18 protein-coding genes and 3 pseudogenes are annotated in these 23,060 nt (G+C 68.3%); 8 read left to right on the top strand and 13 right to left on the bottom strand.

Annotated features, from left to right (window positions below; all coding sequences use genetic code 11):
• Window position 1 precedes the first annotated feature (1 nt).
• The gene (locus tag KI385_RS43740) at window positions 2-670 is read right to left on the bottom strand and encodes a HEAT repeat domain-containing protein (protein WP_238578082.1); all 669 of its coding nucleotides are present in this window, start codon (window positions 668-670) and stop codon (window positions 2-4) included.
• 423 nt (window positions 671-1,093) lie between these two features.
• On the opposite strand from KI385_RS43740, the pseudogene KI385_RS44380 reads away from it, so the two are divergent.
• Window positions 1,094-1,257: pseudogene (locus KI385_RS44380) on the top strand (transposase); the annotation flags it as partial.
• A 7-nt stretch (window positions 1,258-1,264) separates the two neighbouring features.
• Here the strand turns inward: KI385_RS44380 and KI385_RS43735 are convergent.
• The 4 genes and pseudogenes from KI385_RS43735 to KI385_RS43720 form a co-directional block, all read right to left on the bottom strand.
• Window positions 1,265-2,245, bottom strand: a complete 981-nt coding sequence (locus tag KI385_RS43735) for a GNAT family N-acetyltransferase (RefSeq protein WP_238577498.1) — start codon at window positions 2,243-2,245, stop codon at window positions 1,265-1,267.
• A 242-nt stretch (window positions 2,246-2,487) separates the two neighbouring features.
• Window positions 2,488-2,719 (bottom strand): annotated as a pseudogene (locus tag KI385_RS43730) (ATP-binding protein); the annotation flags it as partial.
• 1,063 nt (window positions 2,720-3,782) lie between these two features.
• Window positions 3,783-4,814, bottom strand: a complete 1,032-nt coding sequence (locus KI385_RS43725; RefSeq protein WP_238577497.1) for a sulfotransferase family protein — start codon at window positions 4,812-4,814, stop codon at window positions 3,783-3,785.
• A gap of 544 nt (window positions 4,815-5,358) precedes the next feature.
• The gene (locus KI385_RS43720; protein WP_238577496.1) at window positions 5,359-6,192 is read right to left on the bottom strand and encodes a DUF6461 domain-containing protein; all 834 of its coding nucleotides are present in this window, start codon (window positions 6,190-6,192) and stop codon (window positions 5,359-5,361) included.
• A 312-nt stretch (window positions 6,193-6,504) separates the two neighbouring features.
• Between KI385_RS43720 and KI385_RS43715 the strand changes: the two genes are divergently transcribed.
• The 3 genes from KI385_RS43715 (at window position 6,505) to KI385_RS43695 (ending at window position 8,746) form a co-directional block, all read left to right on the top strand.
• A complete protein-coding gene (locus tag KI385_RS43715; protein WP_238570191.1) occupies window positions 6,505-6,894 on the top strand; it encodes a hypothetical protein in 390 nt (129 codons plus the stop codon).
• Between the two features lie 136 nt (window positions 6,895-7,030).
• The gene (locus KI385_RS43710; protein ID WP_238570192.1) at window positions 7,031-7,249 is read left to right on the top strand and encodes an EF-hand domain-containing protein; all 219 of its coding nucleotides are present in this window, start codon (window positions 7,031-7,033) and stop codon (window positions 7,247-7,249) included.
• 1,146 nt (window positions 7,250-8,395) lie between these two features.
• A complete protein-coding gene (locus tag KI385_RS43695; protein ID WP_238578083.1) occupies window positions 8,396-8,746 on the top strand; it encodes an LppU/SCO3897 family protein in 351 nt (116 codons plus the stop codon).
• Window positions 8,747-9,230: 484 nt separating this feature from the next.
• On the opposite strand, the gene KI385_RS43690 is transcribed toward KI385_RS43695, so the two are convergent.
• A complete protein-coding gene (locus KI385_RS43690) occupies window positions 9,231-10,310 on the bottom strand; it encodes an alpha/beta fold hydrolase (protein ID WP_238570193.1) in 1,080 nt (359 codons plus the stop codon).
• Between the two features lie 105 nt (window positions 10,311-10,415).
• Between KI385_RS43690 and KI385_RS43685 the strand changes: the two genes are divergently transcribed.
• On the top strand, window positions 10,416-11,150 hold the full coding sequence (locus tag KI385_RS43685) for a TetR/AcrR family transcriptional regulator (RefSeq protein WP_238570194.1): 735 nt from the start codon (window positions 10,416-10,418) through the stop codon (window positions 11,148-11,150).
• A 381-nt stretch (window positions 11,151-11,531) separates the two neighbouring features.
• Here KI385_RS43685 and KI385_RS43680 read toward each other — a convergent pair whose 3' ends face one another.
• The 3 genes from KI385_RS43680 to KI385_RS43670 all read right to left on the bottom strand — a co-directional run bounded on the left by KI385_RS43680 (window position 11,532) and on the right by KI385_RS43670 (window position 13,626).
• On the bottom strand, window positions 11,532-11,765 hold the full coding sequence (locus tag KI385_RS43680) for a lamin tail domain-containing protein (protein WP_342593414.1): 234 nt from the start codon (window positions 11,763-11,765) through the stop codon (window positions 11,532-11,534).
• Between the two features lie 400 nt (window positions 11,766-12,165).
• A complete protein-coding gene (locus KI385_RS43675; protein WP_238570195.1) occupies window positions 12,166-12,480 on the bottom strand; it encodes a hypothetical protein in 315 nt (104 codons plus the stop codon).
• A gap of 627 nt (window positions 12,481-13,107) precedes the next feature.
• Window positions 13,108-13,626, bottom strand: coding sequence for a hypothetical protein (locus KI385_RS43670; RefSeq protein WP_238570196.1), 519 nt, complete (start codon window positions 13,624-13,626; stop codon window positions 13,108-13,110).
• A 90-nt stretch (window positions 13,627-13,716) separates the two neighbouring features.
• Here KI385_RS43670 and KI385_RS43665 point away from each other — a divergent pair, with 90 nt between their 5' ends.
• The gene (locus KI385_RS43665) at window positions 13,717-14,085 is read left to right on the top strand and encodes a MerR family transcriptional regulator (protein WP_238570197.1); all 369 of its coding nucleotides are present in this window, start codon (window positions 13,717-13,719) and stop codon (window positions 14,083-14,085) included.
• A gap of 134 nt (window positions 14,086-14,219) precedes the next feature.
• Here the strand turns inward: KI385_RS43665 and KI385_RS44885 are convergent.
• The 3 genes and pseudogenes from KI385_RS44885 to KI385_RS43655 all read right to left on the bottom strand — a co-directional run.
• Window positions 14,220-14,306 (bottom strand): annotated as a pseudogene (locus KI385_RS44885) (IS5/IS1182 family transposase); the annotation flags it as partial.
• Window positions 14,307-14,665: 359 nt separating this feature from the next.
• A complete protein-coding gene (locus KI385_RS43660) occupies window positions 14,666-15,103 on the bottom strand; it encodes a hypothetical protein (RefSeq protein WP_238570198.1) in 438 nt (145 codons plus the stop codon).
• A gap of 203 nt (window positions 15,104-15,306) precedes the next feature.
• Entirely contained in the window at window positions 15,307-15,813 is a 507-nt protein-coding gene (locus tag KI385_RS43655) for a hypothetical protein (protein ID WP_238570199.1), read from the bottom strand.
• Window positions 15,814-16,637: 824 nt separating this feature from the next.
• Here KI385_RS43655 and KI385_RS43650 point away from each other — a divergent pair.
• Complete coding sequence (locus tag KI385_RS43650) at window positions 16,638-17,102, top strand: hypothetical protein (RefSeq protein ID WP_342593415.1); 465 nt, start codon at window positions 16,638-16,640, stop codon at window positions 17,100-17,102.
• A gap of 449 nt (window positions 17,103-17,551) precedes the next feature.
• On the opposite strand, the gene KI385_RS43645 is transcribed toward KI385_RS43650, so the two are convergent.
• Window positions 17,552-18,538, bottom strand: coding sequence for an LLM class flavin-dependent oxidoreductase (locus KI385_RS43645; RefSeq protein ID WP_238570200.1), 987 nt, complete (start codon window positions 18,536-18,538; stop codon window positions 17,552-17,554).
• Window positions 18,539-21,581: 3,043 nt separating this feature from the next.
• On the opposite strand from KI385_RS43645, the gene argG reads away from it, so the two are divergent.
• Complete coding sequence (argG, locus tag KI385_RS43635; RefSeq protein WP_238570201.1) at window positions 21,582-23,036, top strand: argininosuccinate synthase; 1,455 nt, start codon at window positions 21,582-21,584, stop codon at window positions 23,034-23,036.
• Window positions 23,037-23,060 lie beyond the last annotated feature (24 nt).

The following is a 23,060-nucleotide window of genomic DNA, read 5'->3' as shown; positions in this document are numbered from 1 at the left end:
ATCATCCCTCCTGGCCGGACCTGCCGAGGGCCACAACGCGCTTCGCCTCCTCGATCGCGAACTCGAATCCGGTGTCCGGTTCGCGCAGCAGCCGTTGCGTGGCGAGTGCGTGTGTGCGCACGCACGGGTCGGGGGCCGTCGTCGCAGCGTGCAGAGCCGGCACGATCACTTCCCCCAGCGCGACCAGCGCCCGGCTGAGACTCAACTGTGTCTGGCGCCCACCGCGCCCGAGCTGCCTCGCCAGCACCGCGGCCAACGCGGACTCTTCGCCTTTCGGCACGAGCACGACCGCGGCGCGCCAAGCGCTCCGCGCCACCTCGTCGTCGGCGTCGGACAACAGCGCCCGTGTGATCGCCGGCCACGCCTGCCGGTCCCCGATCTTGGACAGCGTGTGCAGTGCCTGGCTCCGTGCTTGCGCACGCTGCGAGCGGACTTCGCGGACCAGCTCGGGAAGCGTCATGGACACTGGGTGGCGGGTGAGCGCCCAGGTCAGCATGTCGCGGACGAAGAACTCGGGCTCGATCGCGCATCGCTCGATGAGTTTGTCGACGAAGCGTGGGTCAGGCGTTGTGCCGACGGCCAGAGCAGCCCGCAGTCGTACGGACGAACGGCTGTCCTCTAGCCCTTGGAGCGCTCGTATCGCATTCGTGTCCTGTCTCGTGATCGTCATCGAGACCACCTCCTTGGCGAGCAGTGAAGGCCTTGTCACCGTGTCAAGGTCAAACAGGGCCCGCTGCGCGAGCATCAGTTGCCTCTGCGTTCCGAGCGCGCGCTTTGTGCGCTGTGCATCGTGAAGTTGCTGGCCGCGGGGCTGGTGTGCGCGGCGGGCGGCGGGCGGCGGGCGGCGGGCGGCGGGCGGCGGGGTAATCGTGCTGGCCTCGGGGGATGACTTCGGCAAGCACCCGGGCCCTTCATCGTGCGGAGTGGCTTCGTTCGCCTTCAGCGACAGCGTTTGTCGATGAGTTTCAGCAGCAGTGGGCCATCAACTTGCTTGGGAATGTTCGCGAGTGGTGACGGCGATGCTGTGTCGCCGAGATGGATGGGTCGGTCGGCGTTCGTGAGGGGGCTGGGCTGGGCTGGGCTGGGCTGGGCTGTCCGAGTCCAGTTCACTGCGCTGCGCTACTTCGCCCTGACGGCACCGACCATCGCAGCCACAAAGAGCAAGGCAGCATGATCCGCCGCTGCATCATCTGGCGAAACCGCCGCGCCGTCGACACCCGCCTATGTCAGGTCGTCGCCCGAGCCAACGTGGCTTGACCAGCGGCTACCCGAACGCCCGGTCCTCAGCCCGCGGTTTTGGTTTTGATGAGCGGATGAGCGGCACGTCCCGCGTGAGCTCCCGGAACCCGACGCTGTAGTACAGGCCGCGTGCCTTGGGATGCCCCGGCGCGCCCAGGCAGGCGACCGTCATATGAGTGGCCCCGGCTGCCCGCGCCAGATGCATTCCGTGCAGAAGCATCGCCCTTCCCAGCCCCAGACGGCGGTAGTGCGGATGCGTCCCGACCGGCTCGAACTCAGCGGTCTTGTTCGCTTCGTCGAGCCACATGATCGTCGAGGATGCCATCGTTGCGTCCGGCGCCTCCACCAGGATGTGCAGGTCGCCGCGGTACGTCGCCGTCCTCCGGACGCCCTGGTAGCCCTCGGCCGTGTACGTCGAGGGAGCCCAGGCGTCCAGATGGGCCTGGACCGCGGCCTTCGGCCCGGCCTCGTCGGCGGTGCGGAACCGGAATCCGGCTGGCAGTACCGGCTGTTCCACGTCGGTGAGGTCCCGCTCGTTGAGCTGGGTCCAGGACCCGGTGTCGCCGAGCGAGGCCGGGTCGGTCTCATAGCCGTGCGCCGCCCATCGTTTCAGGGCGAACTCATCGGCGGCGCTCGGCATCACCGTACGCTCGATGTCCGCCGCCGTACCGTCGTACCAGTCGATCACCTCGTCAACCAGCCCGGCGTGGTCGGGATGGACCTGATACGCCAGATAGGCGCCGGTGATGTCCTTCACCGACCCGTCGCTCCGCTTGACCTGGTGCGGAAGATAGGCCCAGCCCCACGCCACCAGATTCCCGCCGGAAAACCACAGCCGACGCGGCCAGCTTGCGCCGTCGCTGGCGTGCCCCTTGCCCCAGTTCCAGGCCAGCTCGCCGTACGTCGCGTCGCTGTTCACCAGGTCCGGGCGGGTGGCGGTGACACGCTGCGCCAGACCCTGCATGAGCTGCACGTCCGCGGCGGTCACAAGCTCGAAGTTCGGCATGGTGCGCCACTGTGTCAGGACCCCGCAAAGCCGTCGAACCGTTTTCCGGGGCCGCCGATCGCGGCAGTCAACAGCACAACGCGCGAAGCGCAGCGTCGTGGTGGCGGAGCCGATGGCAGGCCGGGCAGCCATGTCCCTCGGTTACGCTGGCCGGTTGCGGACATCGCCCGACGGGCGTCACGGTCTACAGGGCGAACGTTGCCTGCTACGGCACTGGCCGGCCTCGGCTTCGGCCCGGGCTCGGCTTCGGCCCGGGCTCGGGTGCTGGCGAGGCGGTAGGAGTCGGTGCCGGTCTCGATGATGGTGGCGTTGAAGGTGAGCCGGTCGACGATGGCCGCGCACAGGCGGGGGGGTGAAGGTCTTCGTCCAGCCGCCGAACGACTCGTTCGAGGCGATGGCGACGCTGTTGTTCTCCTCGCGTTCGGTCAGGGCTTGGAAGCGGAGTTCGGCGCCGTGGCGATCGCGTTCCCTGTGGTACGAGGTACGACGACAACGCCGCCACTTCGCACGCAAGGCGGCGAGGATGCGCAAGCAGCAGGACGAGGAGCAGAGCGCATGGTGGAGCGGACCACGTACCTCGACCTTCGTGTTGGGTGACGGCCCGTGTTGGGTCACCCTGTGCGTTCAGTTCCCTCATGTCGAGGCTACGGGCGAAGCGCTGCGTGTAGCCGAGCTCGACCACGACTACAGCAGCTTCACGCGCTCGCCGACCGGCTCGCGTTACCCCTTGACGGCTGGCTTGCTCCCGGCGGGCGGGAGCTGTTCCGTGGCGTCGACTTCGACTCGTTGCCCGGCGCGTTCCTGAGGTTCCTGCGTGGACAAGCCAGGGGGCGCGGTGTGTGCCTCAACGGTCGGGCGACCGCCGGGAGGGTGTGGCTTCGCCCGACGCTGTCGCCCGCCCAAGAGCGGAGACGGGGGGTTCCCCGAGCGGTCCCCCGGGTGGGTGGACCGCTGGACCGGGTACGTCGAGTTGGATGAGGCGCCCATCCGGCCCTGGGTGGGTGGCAGAGACCAGAACCTCAGTTACGGCGCGACACCCGTCAAGTTTCGCGCTGTGACGATGCCGAGCGGCGGCAAGTGCCTCTGTGGCGTGAACCTGCGAGAGCCTTGGGGCGGCGGTAGGGAGCACACCAGACTGCCCGCCATGCGGCGTGGGCGTTCGGCATCCGGGCGCCCGCCAGCACCGCCGTTGGGATCTGATCGGCGGGTCACGGTGCGGCGAGCAGGATGACGCCTTGCGCCCGCGCATCCTCCTGGTCTGGGTGGCGGACGCCTACCGGCGCCAGCACGTCGGCGCCGCGCTCGTGCAGGCATTCGCCGACGACTTCGGGGGCAGGTCGCCGAGGTGTCCTGGCCAGCCCGATCGGCGACGCGGCCGGTGCCTCGCACGCCGGCTCTCGCCCGAGGGCTCTGGGTCAGCTGATGCGCCAGCAGGCGGCCGTGCCGCCGATCAGCGGGCACCAGCGGTCAGGTACCGAAGGGAGGCGCTGCTGCGGAGGTAGTCCGTTGAAGAGGCGACTGACCTGCCGGGCACTGCCTAGCCCTCGCCGCCCGCCAGGGCGCGTGCGCCGGGAGCGCAACACTCCCGCAGTGCGGCGAGTTCAGCCGTCGGCAGCCGTTGGGAGGTGCCCCGGCGGCTGCCGTCGAGGCGCGCGCTCGCGACATCGAGCCATTGCGGGAGCGGTTCGACGCCGATGAAGTCTGCCAGTCGCGTCAGCTCTTTGCGGGGCTCGTCGAGCAGGTCCTCGTAGGCGAGCGTGGTCCGCATCGGTGCAGGCACGTCGCTGAGGTGGTCCACGCCGCGGGCGATGAGCTCCGACCACAGCGCCCCGAATCGGGTCAGCGGCAGGTCACTGTCCAGCACGAGTGCGGGGTCGAATCGCTCCGCCAGCAGCGACGCCAGTTCGGGCGGCAGGGAACGGATTTGGTCCTGTGTCAGGTCGTCGGGGCGCTCGGCACCGGTCCGCGCGAGGATTTCCCGCAGCAGGAGGATCAGCCGGTAGCCCGTATGCCGGCTCATGGACAGGGCGCAGTCGGGCCCGTCCCTGAAGAGGTGCACGAAACGCGCCCGGGGGAAGACCCTGCGCAGCAGTGGAACCCGCTCCGTCGAATAGCCGGACCGCTCAACAACCGCTGTCCGCCCGAATCGGGCGCACAGCAGATCGAACAGGGCCTCGTAGTGCCCCGCGGCAGTACGGTCCGGCCAGCGGCATACCTGCTTCTCGAGCTCGTCGAACAGCCCGTCCGGATCGTCGGTGAGGTGCGGAAGTACCATCAGGGAGAGGGCGGGGATGCCGGTGGTCTGCGTCGCGAACCGTCCGGGGCGGCGGGTGTAGACGAACTCCGGCATCGGCACGCCGCTGCGGATCATGGACTCGAACTGCGGATTGGGGTCGGCGAGCAGCCGCCAGAACTCCCCACCGCCCAGGAGGCCTTTGGGAAAGCCCCGGCTCTGCACCGACGACAGCAGCTCATTGAGGCTGAGCACGTCCGGATGCGCGTTGACGATGCCGGACAGTGCGGTCGACCCGCTGCGGCCTGTACCGACGACGAACGTCAGGGTGCGCATGTAGCCATTCTCCTTCGACGACCGACCGTGCCCATCGCGAACAGGATTCCCGCGGCTTCGCCTCCCGACTCCTCTGCCGAGGCGAGGGGTGCAGAGGCGAGGGGTGCAGAGGGGCACCGCTGGTGACACGCCGGTCGACTAGGACGGCCAGTACCTGCGTTACGGCCTGATCGCCGACCGCGCCGACCCGGCTACCCCTGCGCCGTCGAAGGTAGCTGGCCCCTTTTCGGCTAACCCACGTACTCTCCTGCGTCTGTGCCGACGGCAGCCAACGGCGGGCGACGGCGGGCGAGACCAGGAGATCGCCCTGATCGGCGAGGCCGGCCTGCCCGATAGTGTCATCGAGCCGCTCATCCGCCAGCTGAAGCGCTCAGTGACACGAGCTGTGACTGAGCGCCCTCGTTGGCCCGAGTGGCCAAGTAGGTTTTCAGAGGGGCCGGGGCAGCAAAGCCAATCGCGCCCCACCCCGACCCTGCGGGCCCTCTCGCGCGCAAAAGGGCCAACTACAGCGCTCAGTGCGGGGCCGTGCACTCAGAGGAAAGAACTATTTCGAAGCGTTCCTCAAGGCCCCGCTGGCGTGGAACTTGCCGACGGCCGGCCCCGCGGACCTGTACCCGAGGCGCTGCTGCCACTGGGGGTCGGTGGCACGCACGTAGGTCCGGCGCAGACCGGCGGGGACCAGACCAAGGCGCGCGTCAGGGACGGGATGGCCGTTGGCGGATGCCCAGGTGCACACAGCGTCGAAGTCCGCAGCAGGCGCCCCGTTGACCGCGTGCACACGAAGACGGGCAACGGTGAACACGGTTTGGGGCAAGGAGAGGCGGAAGCGTTCCTCGAAGACGGCCAGGGCGCGGCGCTCACGATCGCTGTCGTCGTCGCTTTCGTCGTCTCGAAGAGCGGTGCCGTCGGCCGTGAGGATCTGGGCGGCGACGAGATCGGGTACCAGCAGATCGGGCTCCTGGCCCCAACGGACCCGCTCCTCCCCCAGCCCGAAGCCGCAGATGCTGCGGCCGTCGCGCGCGTAGAGGACGATGGTCGGCGGATGCTCGGGGTTGTACGAGTAGTACACGGCCTCTACGCCCTCGCGGGAGACCTCCTCAAGACGCGACAGGCTCTCGCAGTGGCCGTACTCGATCGCGAATGCCCACCCGGCGTGTTCGCCAACGCGGACCACACCGTCACCGGATTCACCCGGTCTGTATGCCTCCACATCCAGATCGCAGACCTCGGCGTCGGTCATCGCATCGCCGCCCGGCCCCTGCGGTGCCCCCAGCCGCACCGCCAACTCATGGGCATCGATGCCGCGAGCGAAGACCACACCAACCATCGGTTCCCTCCCGGTGTTCCCGTCCATCAACCACTGAATCCCGTCGCTCACAGCGCCCTCCCGAGGTTCGCATGCAGATCCCCTGCGCTTTCGCCGAAACCCTAAGAGGCGGCGCTGACACCCCACCCCGCCCCGCCGGTCTGCGGTCTGCGGTCTTGCAGGACCTGAACCGCTCAGGCGGGCCAACCAGAATGCTCGGTGCGGCCAAATATCCTGGTCACTGGCCAACTGGGGTGTGTCCGATAGGTCTGCAGGAGCCGTTGGTTGTTCTGGAGTGACTCACGCGGGTGAAGCTGTGCGTGGCTCGGCAGCCGAGAGGGGAGTCACTGTGTTGGTCACGGCTTCGGCCGAAAGGAAGACATCATGGCTCTCGGCGACACCGCCTCTACCAACGTCTTCAGCGTCGAGCTGGGAGAGTTCCAGGTGGAGACGGTGAAGGGTGTCGGCGCGCCGTGCAGTAGCAGGACTGCTGTGCCGTCGGCGGGCGATGGCCCGGGCGAAATCACGATCACGCGGGGTGCGGAGGCAAGCACCGCATCACCGAGTGGTCCGCAAGACCTCCTAGCAGCAGGGGTCCGTTCACGACGCTCCCAACATCACGATCACTCAGCACGGTGGGAACAAGCCGATGGTCCGGTACCACTTCGTGAAGGCGTGGACAGCAGCTGGCAAGGCTCGACGCTCGAAGCGGGGAACGTGAGCCCGGCGACAGAGACCGTCACCATCAGCTACGAGGAACTCACCATCGAGTGATCACGGCCGGCGGTGGCTTCACGGGCCTTGGAACGAGCTCGGCCCGCAACAGCCAGGCAGGTTGGGCGCGTCCGCGTTGCTCCGCGTGGACGGATAATCTGGGCCCGTCAGCGAAGATCGCAGAAGGGCGGAGCACATGGCAGACATCGTGGAGACGGCGGCGCGGAAGGTCTTCGAGCGCTACGACATCGACGGGGACGGCCAGGTCACCGCGGCCGAATACCGGAAGGTCGTGGCGGAGTTGGAGGGCTCGGAGATCACCGAGTCGCAGGCCCAGGAGCTGATCGACTCGCTCGACACCAACGGCGACCGTCAGATGTCCTTCGAGGAGTTCTGGGCGGCCATGAATGGCTGACACTGCCGGGTCCGGCACGTGAACTGCCGGACCTGGTTCGTCATCCCGCCGATCCTCGTGTGTGCTCGTCGCCGAACGCTGCATCCGCCGGATCGCTGATTTCTGCCAGGCTCCGGAAGAGGGGTGCGGGTATGGGCGCCCCCGAGGCGCAACACGAGCTGGCTCCGTCGCGCTGGGCGGATGGCCAGCTCGCTTGCTCAGTGGATGGTGACGTAGCCGTTGCCGTCACGGGCGTTTCCGTTCCTGGTGTGGGAGTGGACGTCGAGCGACGGTGGCCGGGCTGAGCCTGGTGCTGGCGACGTTCACCACCACACGCCGGGGCCGCAGTTCTCCACCCCGCAGCTGGTCTTCGCCGCCCTGGCCGCGCTGATCCTCTGCGGCATACGTGGCTGCCGCCGGGCTTGTAGAGGTAGATGGTGTCGCGGTCGTTGTTCCAGGTGATGTTGCAGTTGTCGTGGTAGACGGCGTAGCCGCGTGGCATCCCCACCTGGCGTGCTGTGCGAAGGCGATGATCTGGGCGAATGGCTGGAGCGGCAGGCCGGCCGGTGGGCGCAGCTGTCGACGGAGCAGCACGGCGGCTGTCGCAGTTGGGCATCAAGCCCGCTGAGTGGCCGTCTGTGGCCACGGCCGAGAAGAGCGTGGTAGCGGCAAGTGAGTGGTGGGGTGAGTGGTGGGCGTGGGGTGGGTGGGGCGTAGCACCGTCGTGTGGGTTGCTGTGGCGTTTCTCGGCTGGCGGTGGGTGTTTTCGGGGTGGTTGAGGTGTGCGCAGTGGGATGTCGCGGGCAGTGCGCCGCTTGGTGATCCGGTTGTGCGTCTTGTTTTGTTGTCTGAGGGCGGGGTGTGGGCGCTGTGCGGTGGGTGTGGGGGGCCTCATAGGGTGGTTGAACTCGAGTCGGCGTCAGATAGCCGCGTCGCAACAGGGGGATGTGTATGTCCGCGTATTCACCGCCGCCCCATGGCCCCACGCCTTATGGCCCCACGCCCCATGGCCCCACGCCCTATGGTCAGCCCGGTCCGGTGCCGTACGGGGCGCCTGCCGGTCAGGGTGGTCCTGCCGCCTACGGCGCGCCTGCTGGTGGTGGTCCGCTCCCCTACGGCCAGCCGCCGGCTTACGGCCAGCCGCCGGTACAGCAGCCAGGTCGGCCGATGTTCACGCCGACGGGGCCTGTGCGGCGTCCGTGGCTGCGGCCGCTGATCGCTCTCGGCGCTGTGTTCGTTGTCGGGGCCGGGTTTTGGGTGCTGACCGTCGTCAGCGACGACGGCAAGCCTTCGGCGAAAGTCGCGCGCGATGCCGTTGTGGGGGATTGCCTGGAGAACCGCGGTACGCATGCGGACCCGGTCCTTTTCACCATCGGTTGTAGCGATGCCAAAGCCGACTACAAGGTCATGATCAATGCGACTCGTCGAGGTGCGTGCCCGCCGGAATTCGACGAGTACACCGAGCGTGGCGGCCGCCTTGGACAGACCACTTTGTGTTTGACCCCGGTGCGTCACTGAAAGGCGGAGCTCCCTGAGGTGAGCTGCGGCGTGCCGTTGTCAGGATGTGCGGGGCCGGCGGCGTGCCTTGTGGGAAGGGGGCGTCCGGCCAGCAGTCGGCATTGGCCGTTCATGCGCGAGCAGTGGGCCGTGCAGGCGCGCTGCCTGGTCGACGTGGGGCGTCGCATGTCCGGTGCCCGGTGCGGTGGTGAGGAGCGCGCCGATCGGCGTGCTGACGGTCGCCGGCCGGTTCAGTTGGAGCGTGCCGGTCAGTGTCCCCAGGTCGCTGATCGCTTGGGTGGTGGTGGTGGTGGCGTTCTGGGCCGGGTGGGTCGGCTGTGTGGGAGTGCTCCAGGACGGTGTCCGGGCGGGTTGTGGGCACGGCACAGGGCTGTCGTGCCCGTTGAGGGCCGCGGGTGCCTTCTGGTTTGTCGCCGGTCGCCGTCGGCTGCGTGTGCTGCGTGACCTGGGCGGTGGTGGGGGAAGGGGCTGGGAGCGTGGCGTTTCAGTTGGTGGCCGGTTTGCCGGTGACCGCCGGGTGGACCTTGGTGAGCATCAGGGTGAGGAACTGGTCGGGGTGGCGGAAGGACGCGAAGTGGCTGGCGCCCCGGATGAGTGCGAAGTCCTTGACCGGGGCGGTCACGTCGTCGAAGAGTCGCTTGGCCGGCCGGGGCGGTGTGAGGACGTCTGCGTCGCCCTGGAAGATGAAGAAGGGGATGTCGAACGTGGTGCCCTCGGCCCACTCGTCGATGGCCACGGCTTCGAGCGCGAGCGGCTCGGAAAAGGTCATGGCCTTCAGGTAGGTGCGCAGGCCGCGCAGGGTGTGCAGGGGTGAGAACCACAGGGAGCGGATCACCACGGTTTTCATGGTGTCGTAGGACAGCGGGTCGGTGGTGAGGACGAGCTTGTTGTATTGCGACAGCTGCTCCACGCTCCACGTTGACTTGTCGGCGCTCATGGCGGTGACGGCGGCCAGGGCCTTCTTCTTGCCTGTCTTTTGGAGTCGGGCCACCAGCGAGCGGTAGGCGGAGTGTTCGCGGCCGCCGGCGATGATGTTCTGGTCGGTGCCGACGTAGGCGGAGTACAGGTCGGGGTGGTTTCGGGCCAGGCGCAGGCCGAGGACGGTGCCGAAGGAGTTGGCGACCAGCAGCACCTTCGCGACGCCGAGCCGGGTGCGGATGTGTTCGGTGACTTCTACCGCGTCGTGGTAGAGCCGGTCGAGGCTCATCTCGCCCTGTCCGGCGGGGCCGGTGGCGGCGAAGGTGTTGGCGGCTCCGCGCATGTCCCACCGCACGATGGTGAAGTGCCGCTCCCAGGCCCGGGTGCGGGACAGGAAGATGAGGTTGGAGGCGCCGGGGCCTCCCAGGATCTCCAGGATCACGGGGTTGCGGCGGTCCTCTCCGCGGACCGAGACCCATTGGTCGATGCCGCCGATGCGGACGAAGCCGGATTCGTCGATGCCGTTCGGGGTGGTGATGCGCAGGTGTTTAGCGTTCGCGGTGCGCTTGAGTTGGCGGTGGCCCAGCAGGCCGGCGAGGGGCGTGGCGAGGGCGGTGGCGGACAGGGTGAGGATGGTGCCGAGCATAGGTGCTCCCCCTAAACTGTTTATGTCGTCAGCAGTTGTGTTTAAGGTATATACAGTTGGAGGTGGCGTCAACCGACCCGCCAAATCCACCGAGAGGGAGGCCGCATGGCGACGGAGAAGGCTCGTAACCTGCGCGAAGGCATCGCGCTGCTGTGGGGCGAGCAGGACCGGCCGACCCGCGGTCCCAAGCCGAGCCTGACCCCCCACCGCATCGCCGAGAAAGCTGTGGCCATCGCCGACGCCGAGGGCCTGGACGCCGTCTCCATGAGCAAGGTCGCCGCCGAATTCGGCCTCTCGGCGATGGCCCTGTACCGCTACGTGCCCGGCAAGACCGAACTGGTCGAGCTGATGGTCGAGTCCACCCTCGCCCCGATCCCCGACCTGTCAGCGGCGGGAAGCGGCTGGCGCCCACAGATCGCCGAATGGGCCCGCCAGTCCGCCAAGACCCACCAGGCCCACCCCTGGCTGCTGGCAGCTACCGCGATGCGCCGCCAGCTCATGGGCCCCAACCAGCTCGGCTGGCTGGACGCGGCACTGGCCGCACTGGAGCCAACCGGCCTGACAGCGGTCCAGCAGCACCGAATCTTCATTCTCGTCGCCGGCCTCGTACGCACCCTCGTCCAGCAACTGATCGACTTCGACGAGGAGCACAACAGGCAGTGGAACCACCTCACCGGCGAACTGCTCAACCGCCACGCCGACCGCTTCCCCGCCCTGACCCGCGCCATCACCGCAGGCGCCTTCGCCCCCGACGCCGTCGACCCCCTGGAATTCGGCCTCGACCGCATCCTCGACAGCATCCAGACCCTCATCGACCGCAACCAGACACCCTCACCCTGAGCAGACACATCACCGTGAGCAGACACCATCACCGTGAGCAGCGCCCGGCGCCGAAGCCTGGAACCTGCACCGAAGCCTGGAACCGGCACGGCGCGCGCCGCCCCGCTCGCACCGCGTTGGTCCCTCCCTGACCGCGGACCGCCGACCGCCGACCGCCGACCGCCGACCGCCGCGAACGCGACACCCTTCGGCAACTTGCTGCCAGCCGCACGGACACCGACGTCGAGTCGAGCGGGTGCAGCCGACACGGACGCCGGCACCTCAGGCACATGACGGCTCTTGAATGCGGCGCTGACCCGCCGCAGGCCCAGGGCCTGCGGCGCACCAGGGGTGGCGGGTGGGAGTGAAGTGACCAAGTCCCGCCCACCGGGTTAGGGACGGTCAGTGGCCGTGGCCCCAGTGGCCGTGAACCCAGTGGCCGTGTCGTCCCCAGCTTTCGGAGTCGACGAAGCGGCGGTGGGCGGCGGTGGTCGTTGCGCAGGGGGCGGTGTCGCCGTCGTTGTCCCAGACGTAGGCGCGGCGGTCCTGGTCGAGGTCGCTTCGGGTGTCACGGCCGATGCCGGTATGGACGCGGACCCGGCTGTGGCCGGCCAGAGTCGGACAGGGCCGGCCCATGATGGTCACCGGCCAGCGGCCGGTGTCTTCACGGTGGCCTCTCGGCGTTCAAGCTCCGGTGGGAGCGGTCCTCGCGTCCGGGCTGTCGTACTGGTTCGGGCCCAGGAGCACCGTGGGGCGGACCTGGTGGTGCGGGGCCGGAGCGTGGCGCCGAGGTGGCCGGCCGCGGCGGCAGGTAGAGCAGCGGTGGCTGCCGTGCCACGGGACCAAGGACGGCAGCGGCCACAGGCGAGGCGTGAGGGAACCCGAAATCGTGCTCCAAGCCAACCCACCTACCGGATCGGTCGCCTCGGAACGGTCGCCTCGGAACGCTCTCTGATCGCAACAGGCTCCAAGCTGGTTCCAACGGTTGCAGTGGGCCGGGTCGTCTTCGATGGCCCGGCCCACTGCAACATCGGCGTCACCACGGTAGGCGTTGATCCAGGATTTTCCACTCGTCGCCCAACTCACCGCGCAGCGCTTCCAGTGCAGCGTCCGCCTGCCGGCTGAACAGCTCCTGCTGTTCATAGGGCCACGGAGACGGACCCGGTGGGTTCTTCCAGTCGATGGAGGACTGAAACCACTTGCACAGCCTCGCCAGTTCGGTCCGGGTGGCCGAGCTGATCGGCAAGCGTTCCAGATCGCAGGGGTAGCCGTAGGGGCTGTCGATCTCGTGTGGCCACAGCGGGGTGTGCGGGACGCCGGGTTCGAAGAAGAACCGCAAGGAGTTGGACATGCAGCACCTTCTCACAGCGCGTGCTGACGCTCTGCTCGGGCGTCAGCCAATGCCGCGTCGCCCACGGCAGACGCACACCGTGGAACGGAACGAAGAGCGCGCCCCGGCCCATGTCAATGGACAGCGTGGGGAAAAGCCGCAGGTCAACGGAGGGCTTGCCGCTCGTGACGCTCATGGCCGTCGTCCCGCTCCAGGCTCTCGCTGAGCTTGCGTGCGCCAGCTTCTGCGAGCGTGTGTGGCTGTTCGGCTGTCACTGCGCGCGGCCGTCACCGATTTTCTCAAGGGCCGAGGACGGGACGTCGTCTTTGACGTCGTCTGCGGCCTTCACTGCTGCAGCCGCCACCAGCGCGTGTGCGTGGGATTCCCTCTGGGCACGAGCACTGGCGCGGAGGCAGAGTTGAAGCGGAGGTAGAGGTGAGGCGGAGGCGGAGGCGGAGGCAGAGGCAGAGGCGGAGGCAGAAGCGAGGCGGAGATGGACGAGGCAGAGGTGAGGCGGAGATGGACGAGGCTGCCGCCGGATCCGACGCCGACCGGCACCGCTGGCCGAAGCTTGCCCTCACCGCGCCAGCCATTGGGCACGTCCTGCACCGCGGCGCCCACGCGGCCGTCAACCGCTTCGACACCCCCCTACGCCCCCGCTGCCGGCGCACCTGACCCACCCCGGGCATCACCGACTGCTGCGCTGAGCGCGTGTCCATCGGCCGGGTCGGCGAGGCCGTCCACCAGGTTGGTGTGCCGGTTGCGCCACCACAGCACAAGCTGAACGACGCCGAACGCCACCTCGACGACGAAGAACAGCCACAGCAGCCGCGTGGCGCCGTGGGCCACCGCGTACGCCTGCCATGTCGCGAACAGCGTGCGCGCGACGCCGTCGAACAGTGCGTGCACCCCCAGCGGCTTGACGATGCGCAGGAGGGCCCAGACGACCACGACCGAACCCAACAGATTCGCGTACAGGGTCTGCATCGGGTCGCGGTCGGGCAGGACGCCCAGCCCGAGCGCGCCACCCAACGATGACAGCGCGCCGTGCAGCAGAGCGTATGTCCACGGCGTCGCGAATCCCGCCGTGACGACGAGGTCGTACCAGGCACTTGCGCGTACGACGCCAAGACAGGCGGCGCGGGAAGGGGCGAAAAGACGGATCACGATGAGCTCCTGCTGGTCCGACGGCAGCGACGGCTCACGCTAAACAGTGGAGTACGCTCCAAGGTCAAGCCCATCATCCGACGGAGGGTCATGCTGATCGGGGAACTGGCCGCGCAAGCGGGCATGACCAAGGACACCCTTCGGTTCTACGAGAAGGTCGGCCTCGTTGCCGGCCGACGGCTGCCCAACGGCTATCGCGACTTCCCGCCCGAGACAGTGGCCTGGCTGCACTACATCCGTACCGCGCAGACCCTCGGATTCTCCCTGGCGGAGATCTCCCGGCACGGCGAGGAACTGCGCGACGCGCCGGACGCCGCGGAAGCACTCTCTGCACTGTTCGAGGAGAAGATCCAGGTCATCGACGCGCGCATGGCCGAACTCGCCGCCCTGCGGACCGAACTCGATGCGCGTGTCGGCACCGGATGCCCGTTGCGAGCGGCCGCCGGCCAAGGCGGCTGAGCACGAGGGGAGATGGGCACAGTCGCGTGTTCGCGTGTCGCGGATTGCCCGAAGCAGCGGAACATACGGCAACGTAGCGTGACCCTGCCGGGCAGTATCGGAACACACCGACGTGCCGGTCCGTCAGCCGGCCACCCGGCAATGCCGACGTTGTGCAGGCGGGCGATGCCGCGCATGGCGTGGTGCACGCCGTCGCCGCGAAGCCGGCAGCACACGCGCAGCAGCCCGATCACCCGAACCGTCGCCCAACGCACGTACCTCGGGCGGCGGTTCATGAAGAACCACCGGCCCAGCCACACCGGATGCCTGTGGCCTTCGCCACCTCACGCACACACCCACCACCCACTCACCGGGCGCCGAAGCCCACTGTCGGCGCCGACGCGAGAGCGAAGACCGGCACGCCCACGCCCTGCCCTGGGTACCTGTTCAACCGCACGCTCGGCCAGCTCCACCACTGCCTGCCACGCCGATGCCAGTCGAAGCCACGTCGATGCCAGTCGAAGCCACGTCGATGCCACGTCGATGCCACGTCGATGAAGAGACGGCGTCTGCTCACCTGCCGCCGCCGGCGAGCCGCATCTCAAAAGCCGATGTCCCGCGCTTCGTAGCCCTCCAGTCCAACGGCCACAAGGGGCGGCACCAGCGTATGGAGGTACCACCCCACGTCGGTGAAGGCAGGTGAGCCGGGCAGGCTCCGCCGATTGATGGTCGGGCTGAAACTGCAGGCTGTGCGGCGCGGGAAGAAGAGGAGCTGACCGCCGGTGTCCGCTCGCACGTGGTAGACGCAGACGGCGACGTGGTAATCCGCGTTCTCGGGCGCGTCCAGGAGTGTCAGGACCTCTTGCGCGCGGTCGCTGGTGGTGGACTGCCAGTCGAACATGTCGTTGTCGTTCACCACGTACGAGATGCCCAAAGGCTCCTTGAGGGACCACCCTGCGGCCGCCAGGGCATCGACGGTCGCCCCGACCGTGACCTCGCGTGTGAATGTGAAGTCGATGTCTGCGCTCCTGGACGACACACAGGCTCCCGGGTGAGGCGATCAGTGACATCGCATCGTCCCCGATGACGCAGAGAGCGGTCGATCGAGGTGACGGGTTAAAGGGGATGAGGTGGCTTCCTGAACGCCAGGAAGCGGCGTGGTCTTTACGTGAAGTCGCCGGCTGCGTGGAGGTGGGCGGTGGCTAGGAAGGGGAGGCTCTGCGGTGACCACGTGGGAGTTCGTCAGGCGCCGCACCACACCGCACCGCACTGCATTGTTGCCGCACTGCATTGTTGCCGTACTGCATCGTTGCCGCACTGCACCGTTGCCGACGGCGGCTGCGGCGCCCTCTGGCGCTCGGCGGACAGCTGCCTGTTCAAGCGCACCGGCGGCAAGAGGTGCACGACGAGGCCGAGCTGCAACAGCGCCTCGCCCCCTGCGGCCATCTGGTACCCCAACAGGTCGACCGCGGCGGTGAAGACGACGGCGCCTGCTGCTTCACCGAACGCAGCACAGGGAGTTTTCGTTGCGTGAGATGGCCATTGCGGATTGCCGGCAACCCCGGCACGCCATACCCGCCCCGCCAGCGCTGGTGCGAGCGGGCCGCCTTCGCCGCCGACGTCTACGTCTACGTCTACGCCGAGAACGTGGACCTGGACACCGATGGCACCCGCGCTGTGATGGGCACCGCGCTTGAGCGGCCGCGCACGGTGGCGATGTGCGAGAACCGCCTCGCTACGGGATGCCAACGCCTTCCCGGGCAGCGTGATCGGCTGGCAGCACCACGCGCTCGCCCCGCTCGGCTACCCGTCCACCCAGTCTGGACATTGCCGCGTTCACGACCGGCGGCAAGGGCTACGCCTCCCCGGCCAGGCGGCAAGGGTTACGTCTTCACCCCGCCCAGTGCGCCCGCCACCTCCAGAGCCTGGACCAACAGACCACCAACCTCCTCGGCGGTCGCGGCCGAGTGAGCACTTGGGCGACTTCCTGCTGGTGAAGTGCTTCTTCTTCCTCGCGCTGATGCGCCCCACCAACCCTGCCGCCAGGCTCCGGCCAATCGGCCAGGCACGCCAAGCACGCCAAGCACGCCAAGCACGCCAAGCACGCCAAGCACGCCAAGCACGCCAAGCACGCCAAGTGGCAACACCGCCGCGCCCTGTTCCGTAACGGACTCGCCCCTACGAGGCGACCCTCACGATCGATACCGCGGCCTCCGAGGTGAGATGACCAGCCTCGTCCTCGGCATCCCGGCACTCTGCTGCGCTAGGCCGGCGCGCTGACGCCGATGCCCTGGCACACGCCACGTCCACACCCGATGCCCTTGGCCGCTCCCGCGCCCACTCGGTGATGACAGAAGAGCACACGACGTGACCGGTTTTGAGCTGTGCCGGTCGCCGCCTCCCCGGCTCGGGCATTCTCGGGCTTGGCATATGCCGCACAGCTCGCCAAGGAGACGTCATGCAGTGGCAGACCGAGGAGTTCGGGTCGTCCCACGAACGGATGGCGGGGGGCAGTCCTCGCCGACGGCAGCGAGCCCGAACCGGTGTACCTGGACATTGGGAGCAGCAGCCACATGCACCAAACCAGTCAGTGGTGGGCCTACGACGGCAGGCGGGGCAGGCAGCGGGCGGACCACATGCGCAGCTCGTGCTCATGCGGCTGGCGCGGCGCGCGCCACTACCCGATCGACTGGGACCAAGCGAACGGCGCACGCGCCTACGACCTCGACACCCCGGGGCCGTACGAAGACTGGAAAGCGCACATCGGCGAGGTCGAGTCACGGTCGGTTCCGCTGCCCGCCCAACTGGCGGACCTGCTGGAGCGGCTGGACGAGCAGCTGAGCGCTCTGGCCGACCAGGCACCGCTGGCTGCGCTGAAGGCCGTGGCGGCGCTGGAGCGCACGAGCGGCCGCGTCGGCCGTGAGGCCGCCCACGCCGCCGAGGCCGATGAAGCATCGTGGGAAACGATCGGGCAGGCACTCGGCCTGCCCGCGAAGGACGCCCGCGCACGCCTGATCCGCTACAGCCTCAGGCACTGACGTCCCCAGGGCGGGAGCCGGCCACCTCCGGTGGACGTGGCCCGTCTCGCAGTGACCGCAGCTGCTCCCTCGCTGCGCCGCCAGCCGGACCAGGCCGACACCTCTGGCGCCTTGTCGGGCATGCCCCGCCCGACTCTGACCGGCGGGCGAGGCGGGAAGGGTGTCGCAGCCAGGGTGCACCGGTGCGCCGTGGAGGGCGCCACCAGCGCCGAGGGCTGTGAGCCGCTCCAGAAAGGACTGTTGGCCAGGGACCGTTGACCGGTTTCATGGTGAGCCGTTGCGGAGCGAGCCGCGTTCGAACCGCTCCGCAGCAGCAGCTGTAGGCGGTCAGTCGTTCCGCCTGAAGCCACCTCGACCGGCACCGTCCGATGCGGGTCGAGGCGCTGAGGCCGCGGCCGGTGGGGAGCGCCTGCGACGTGCGGGCGTCCGGCGTCCCTTCCAGCGTGTTCCTACGGTGCTGTCGTCGCCTCGGAGTACTTCTTGATGAGTTCGTAGGAGCGAATGCGGTCGCGGAGGTCGTAGACGGGCGTGGTCAGCATCAGTTCGTCCGCTCCGGTCTCACCCGCCAGTTGCGCAAGCCGGCGTACGACGGTCTCGGGCGTCCCGACGGCTTGCTGCGCACGGAAGCCGGCCAGCGCCTGTCGCTCCGTTGCTGTGAAGGGGTGGGTGGCCGCGTCCGCGGGCGTGGGGAAGGCGATCTCACTGAGGCCTTTGAGGAGCCCGGCTTTGACGACGTCCATCGGTCCCACTCGCCACGCGGCTTCCTCTTCCGTCTCGGCACACACCGCCTCCACGCACACCAGCACCCGAGGCCGCTCGCACCAACGCGACGGGGTGAACGCCGCCCGGTAACGTTCCAGCGCCGCTTGGGTGTTGTCCGGCCGGATGTGGTGTGCGAGGGCGATCGGCAGGCCGAGTCTTGCGGCCAGGGCGGCACCTGCGGTGCTGGAGGCCAGCAGCCATGGCTGCGGCAGCGGGCCGAGTGCGACTTCGTCGACCAGAAAGGACAAGATCGCGGCCACGTCGCCGTGGTACTCCGCATCCGTCGTCGGTCCGGCTCCGCGGCGCAGTGCCCGTGCGGTGGCCTCATCGAAGGTGCCAGGGCCGCGGCCGATACCCAGGTCGATGCGGTCCGGGTGCAAGGCAGCCAGCGTTCCGAACTGCTCCGCCAGCATGATGGGCGCGTGGTTGGGTGCCAGTACACCGCCCGAACCGAGACGGATGACCGAGGTCGAGGCGGCAGAATGCGCGCTCAACACGAGGGGTGGGAACGCGCCGATCGCGGGCGAATGGTGATGCTCGGCGTACCAGATCCGGTGGTAGCCCAGCCGTTCCAGTCCCTGAGCAAAGGCGGCGGTATCGCGTAGGGTCTCCACGGCCCGGGCGCCCGATTGGACCATCGCGACTTCCAACGCTGAAAGAGGTACATCGATCATGCCGCCAGCATAAGATCACGTGTTCGACCAAGGTGCGGTGATCTCCCTGATCGCGCCAAGGTCTCGTGGCTCGGCCGGCGCCGGCACACCACAAAGACACGTGCGGTGTGGTGTGCACGTGCGGTGTGGTGTGCACGTGCGGTGTGGTGTGTGTGCCGGTCACGTTCGGGCCGGCGGGCCATCTGCTGCCCAGCAGCGCAGAGTTCACTGAGCGTGCCCGACAAGGATCATCATGCCTCGGGCGGAGACCGTCCGCAGATCCAGCCGGTGCCCTGCCCGGCATCAGGTCCGCATCGCCGCGAACGGCGAGATTCACCTCACCGGCGGTCAGCTCTTCCGCGGCTACTGGAACCCACACGCGGGCGAAGCCGAGTGGTGCCGGCGAGCGTGGACGGCTGGTTCCCCGCCGGCGGCATAGGGAGTTGGACGACGAGGGCTACCTGACGGCCACGGCCGCCCGCAAGAAGGAAACCTGATCCTGATCACGACGGGCGGCAAGAACGTGGCCCCGCCCATAGAGAACTGGCTTCGCTCCCCCACTGGCCCCCCATGCATGGTGCTGGGCGAGCACCGCCCGTACGACACGGCCCTCATCTCCTCGCCCCGGAGGACACCACCCCTGGCGCCACACCAATGGCAAACACGACCTCCCGCCCGAACTCCCCTGGACGACGCCCCAAATTGGGGGCAGCGCGACAGCGGGCGGTCGACAAGGCGAACAAGAGGCCTCCCGCCCCCCCCCGAGTCAATCCACCGATTCGCCGTACTGCCACGGGACTTCGCAAAGGAGATCGAGGGATGTATGAGGTTGGGGAGCGGCGCCGACCCGGTCGAAGTACACCGAAGTGCTGCACGACGCCCTCTCGAATCGCCGAATCTTCATGACTAAAACGTCGAGGGAAGCACAGACAGCGCGCACGATGACGCGATGACGAACAAAGGCGGAGGCGGGCACGGAGGCGGAGGCGGGGCGGGGACGGGGACGGAGGCGGAGGCGGGGCGGAGGCGGGGCGGAGGCGGGGGAACGGTCGAAAGTACACAACCACACTGATGGGGCCGTAGTCGGTTCCGTTGTGCAGGCCAGATCAATCATCCCGGTGAACTCTTCGATCCAGGCGCGGGGCGGTGTCGATCGACGAGGCGGTCCGTGACCCGAGGGCAGTGTTGGACATGTGCCCGGCAGCGGATTCACCAGACACAGTGGATAGTCGAACGGATGGAGAGTTCCTCGACAGACGGCGACCCGGATATCTGCGGATCGAGGCCGCCGCCGGCAGGGGAAATCCGCGGTAGCGGCTCACCTGATGCGTGAACGCGGCCGGTTCGGTCATTCGTCCGCTCCGCCAAGGCAGAAATAGTTCGGGCCGGATGCAGAACCCGGCCGGACCGTTGATCCAACACTACGGACTGTCGGATACGGCTCCCACCCACATGCTGCCGGAACAGACCATCCTCCCGAAAGGTTCGAAGCCATCCCGACCGTGCGACCCAACAGGCCCGCAAGAAACACGGCCATGTACCGCTGGTCGTGTACTGCTGCTCGTGTGCCGCTGCTCGTGTACTGCTGCTCGTGAACAGACGGAGCGGACAAAGCCGAGCGCCCACCGGGAGTCCTGCCCCGGGGTCTGCCCTGCGGTCTGCCCGGCTGCTGCGGACGACGTGCTCGTGATCGGCATCTACCGGACGGGACACCCGCCGGGCCCAGCGCCCCTCCCCCGCCCCGCCGTGCTACGGACGACGCCGACAGCGAGCACAACCAGAGTGACCTGATCACGTACCTGCGTGCGCGTGCGCAGGTCCAACAGGACGTACTGGAAGCCCAGCCAGCCGAAGCGGACGTGCGGCCGAGCAGTTCGTCTCCCGTGTGGCACACACAGCGGCGGAGAGTGGACATACCTGCGCTACGTCTGGACGAGACCGCCTGAGCCTGCGCCGCACCAGTGCCCTGGCGACCTCCTGACGGCAGTGCTTCTCCTACGCCACCCATCTCAAGGACTGGAGCCGCGACGAACACGGGCAGACTGGTCTACTGCCACTGCCACCCGCGCTGCCACTGCCACCGCCACTGCCGGCGACACTCGCGGCAACCGGTGAACCGCCCTGCGCAACGGCGCCGGAAGCTCTGGCCGCCGGCCCGTGGACCGGACGCGACGGCGGTGCCAGTACCCGTTGCAGCCCTTTCCGGCCCCACGCCCCACACTCCCCGGCGGTTCGAGACCACCACGCCGCCCTCCGCGAAGTCCTCACCAGCGTCCCCCTGACCTGGCGACCGGGCGGTGCAGCGAGCAGCAGTCATGGGCGAAGGCACTGGAACCGGTGATCGGCTCATCAAGGACACCTCCGTGCGGATCGTCACCAGCGAAATCGCCGTCGAAAGGCGTCCCTCTCGACACTGGAAGAAGATCCGTCCACCAACCCCTGGAACGGATCAACCGCGAGATCAAACGCCGCACCATGTCGTCCAGGCCTTCTCCAACCCGCCGCCCTCGAGCGGCTGACCACCACCGCGCCCCGCGAGATGCACAACGAATGGATCGCTCCCCCGCCGCTACCTCCCCAGGGCAACACGGACGAGCTCTACACCGCCACCCAACCCAACCGGAACTCACCACACAGCCGACAGACCAACCCGGCACCACCACACCACCACACCGCCACACCGCCACACCGCCACAAGGCCACAGGGCCACAGGGCCACAGGGCCACAGGGCCACAGGGCCACAGGGCCACAGGGCCACAGGGCCACAGGGCCACAGGGCCACAGGGCCACAGGGCCACAGGGCCACAGGGCCACAGGGAGCATGCCCCAACCAGGCGACGACGACGGCTTCGCCAAAGGTAAGGCGACGTACTCGAATCCCGCCCTTGAACTTCGCCCCGGCTCTCATCCGAGTGATCACCCGAGTGCTGCGCCCCGCATTGGGGCGGCGCGGAGGGTTCGCCGACGCCGGCCTGCGCACCGACAGTCCGCGCCATGGTGAGCTTTTCGCCCCGACGAGACACCCCCTTTGCATGATCATGCGCGGTTAGGCATACTCTTCCTATGTCTAAGGTCCTCACCTCCCTCCCCGCCGGCGAGCGCGTCGGCATCGCCTTCTCGGGCGGCCTCGACACCTCGGTCGCGGTCGCGTGGATGCGCGACAAGGGCGCCATCCCGTGCACCTACACCGCCGACATCGGCCAGTACGACGAGCCCGACATCGCCTCGGTGCCCGGCCGCGCAAAGACCTACGGCGCCGAGATCGCGCGCCTGGTCGACTGCCGCGCGGCGCTGGTCGAGGAGGGCCTGGCCGCGCTCACCTGCGGGGCGTTCCACATCCGCTCGGGCGGGCGCGCCTACTTCAACACCACGCCACTGGGCCGCGCCGTCACCGGCACCCTCCTGGTCCGGGCGATGCTCGAGGACAACGTACAGATCTGGGGCGACGGCTCGACGTTCAAGGGCAACGACATCGAGCGGTTCTACCGCTACGGCCTCCTCGCCAACCCGCACCTGCGGATCTACAAGCCCTGGCTGGACGCGGACTTCGTCACCGAACTCGGCGGCCGCAAAGAAATGTCGCAGTGGCTCCTCGCCCACAACCTGCCCTACCGCGACAGCACCGAAAAGGCCTACTCCACCGACGCCAACATCTGGGGCGCCACCCACGAGGCCAAAACCCTCGAACACCTCGACACCGGCGTCGAGAGCGTGCAGCCCATCATGGGCGTGCGGTTTTGGGACCCCGAGGTCGAGATCCCCACCGAGGACGTCACGATCGGCTTCGACCAAGGCCGCCCGGTGACCATCAACGGCAAGGAGTTCGCCTCCCCCGTCGACCTGGTGATGGAGGCCAACGCCATCGGCGGCCGCCACGGCATGGGCATGTCCGACCAGATCGAAAACCGCATCATTGAGGCCAAAAGCCGCGGCATCTACGAGGCACCCGGCATGGCCCTCCTGCACACGGCCTACGAACGCCTGGTCAACGCGATCCACAACGAGGACACCCTCGCCCAGTACCACAACGAGGGACGACGCCTGGGCCGCCTGATGTACGAAGGCCGCTGGCTGGACCCACAAGCACTCATGGTCCGCGAATCACTCCAACGCTGGGTCGGCGCCGCCATCACCGGCGAAGTAACCCTGCGACTGCGACGCGGCGAAGACCACTCGATCCTCAACACCACAGGCCCCGCCTTCAGCTACCACCCCGACAAACTCTCCATGGAACGCACCGAAGACTCCGCATTCGGCCCCGTCGACCGCATCGGCCAACTCACCATGCGCAACCTCGACATCGCCGACTCCCGCGCCAAACTCGAACAATACGCCGGACTCGGCCTCATCGGCACCACAAGCCCCACCATCAGCGCCACCCAAACAACCGCCACCGCACTCATCGACACCCTGCCACAGACACCCCAAGGCGACGCCGACGCCATCGCCTCCCGCGGCAAACCCTCCACCACCGACGAAATGCTCGACCACGCCGCAATGGAATCCGGCACCGACTAGGAGCTGTCCGGCCGATCATGTGAC

The organism is Streptomyces inhibens, assembly GCF_022221585.1.
Classification (GTDB): Bacteria; Actinomycetota; Actinomycetes; order Streptomycetales; family Streptomycetaceae; genus Streptomyces; species Streptomyces inhibens.
This window is presented reverse-complemented; position numbering and strand designations above follow the sequence as displayed.

Bases quoted from the DNA above. Each gene is read 5' to 3' on its own strand.
- KI385_RS43740 (WP_238578082.1), bottom strand. From the start codon at position 670: ATGACGATCACGAGACAGGACACGAATGCGATACGAGCGCTCCAAGGG.
- KI385_RS43735 (WP_238577498.1), bottom strand. From the start codon at position 2,245: ATGCCGAACTTCGAGCTTGTGACCGCCGCGGACGTGCAGCTCATGCAG.
- KI385_RS43725 (WP_238577497.1), bottom strand. From the start codon at position 4,814: ATGCGCACCCTGACGTTCGTCGTCGGTACAGGCCGCAGCGGGTCGACC.
- KI385_RS43715 (WP_238570191.1), top strand. From the start codon at position 6,505: ATGGCTCTCGGCGACACCGCCTCTACCAACGTCTTCAGCGTCGAGCTG.
- KI385_RS43710 (WP_238570192.1), top strand. From the start codon at position 7,031: ATGGCAGACATCGTGGAGACGGCGGCGCGGAAGGTCTTCGAGCGCTAC.
- KI385_RS43695 (WP_238578083.1), top strand. From the start codon at position 8,396: ATGTTCACGCCGACGGGGCCTGTGCGGCGTCCGTGGCTGCGGCCGCTG.
- KI385_RS43690 (WP_238570193.1), bottom strand. From the start codon at position 10,310: ATGCTCGGCACCATCCTCACCCTGTCCGCCACCGCCCTCGCCACGCCC.
- KI385_RS43685 (WP_238570194.1), top strand. From the start codon at position 10,416: ATGGCGACGGAGAAGGCTCGTAACCTGCGCGAAGGCATCGCGCTGCTG.
- KI385_RS43680 (WP_342593414.1), bottom strand. From the start codon at position 11,765: ATGGGCCGGCCCTGTCCGACTCTGGCCGGCCACAGCCGGGTCCGCGTC.
- KI385_RS43675 (WP_238570195.1), bottom strand. From the start codon at position 12,480: ATGTCCAACTCCTTGCGGTTCTTCTTCGAACCCGGCGTCCCGCACACC.
- KI385_RS43665 (WP_238570197.1), top strand. From the start codon at position 13,717: ATGCTGATCGGGGAACTGGCCGCGCAAGCGGGCATGACCAAGGACACC.
- KI385_RS43650 (WP_342593415.1), top strand. From the start codon at position 16,638: ATGCACCAAACCAGTCAGTGGTGGGCCTACGACGGCAGGCGGGGCAGG.
- KI385_RS43645 (WP_238570200.1), bottom strand. From the start codon at position 18,538: ATGATCGATGTACCTCTTTCAGCGTTGGAAGTCGCGATGGTCCAATCG.
- argG (WP_238570201.1), top strand. From the start codon at position 21,582: ATGTCTAAGGTCCTCACCTCCCTCCCCGCCGGCGAGCGCGTCGGCATC.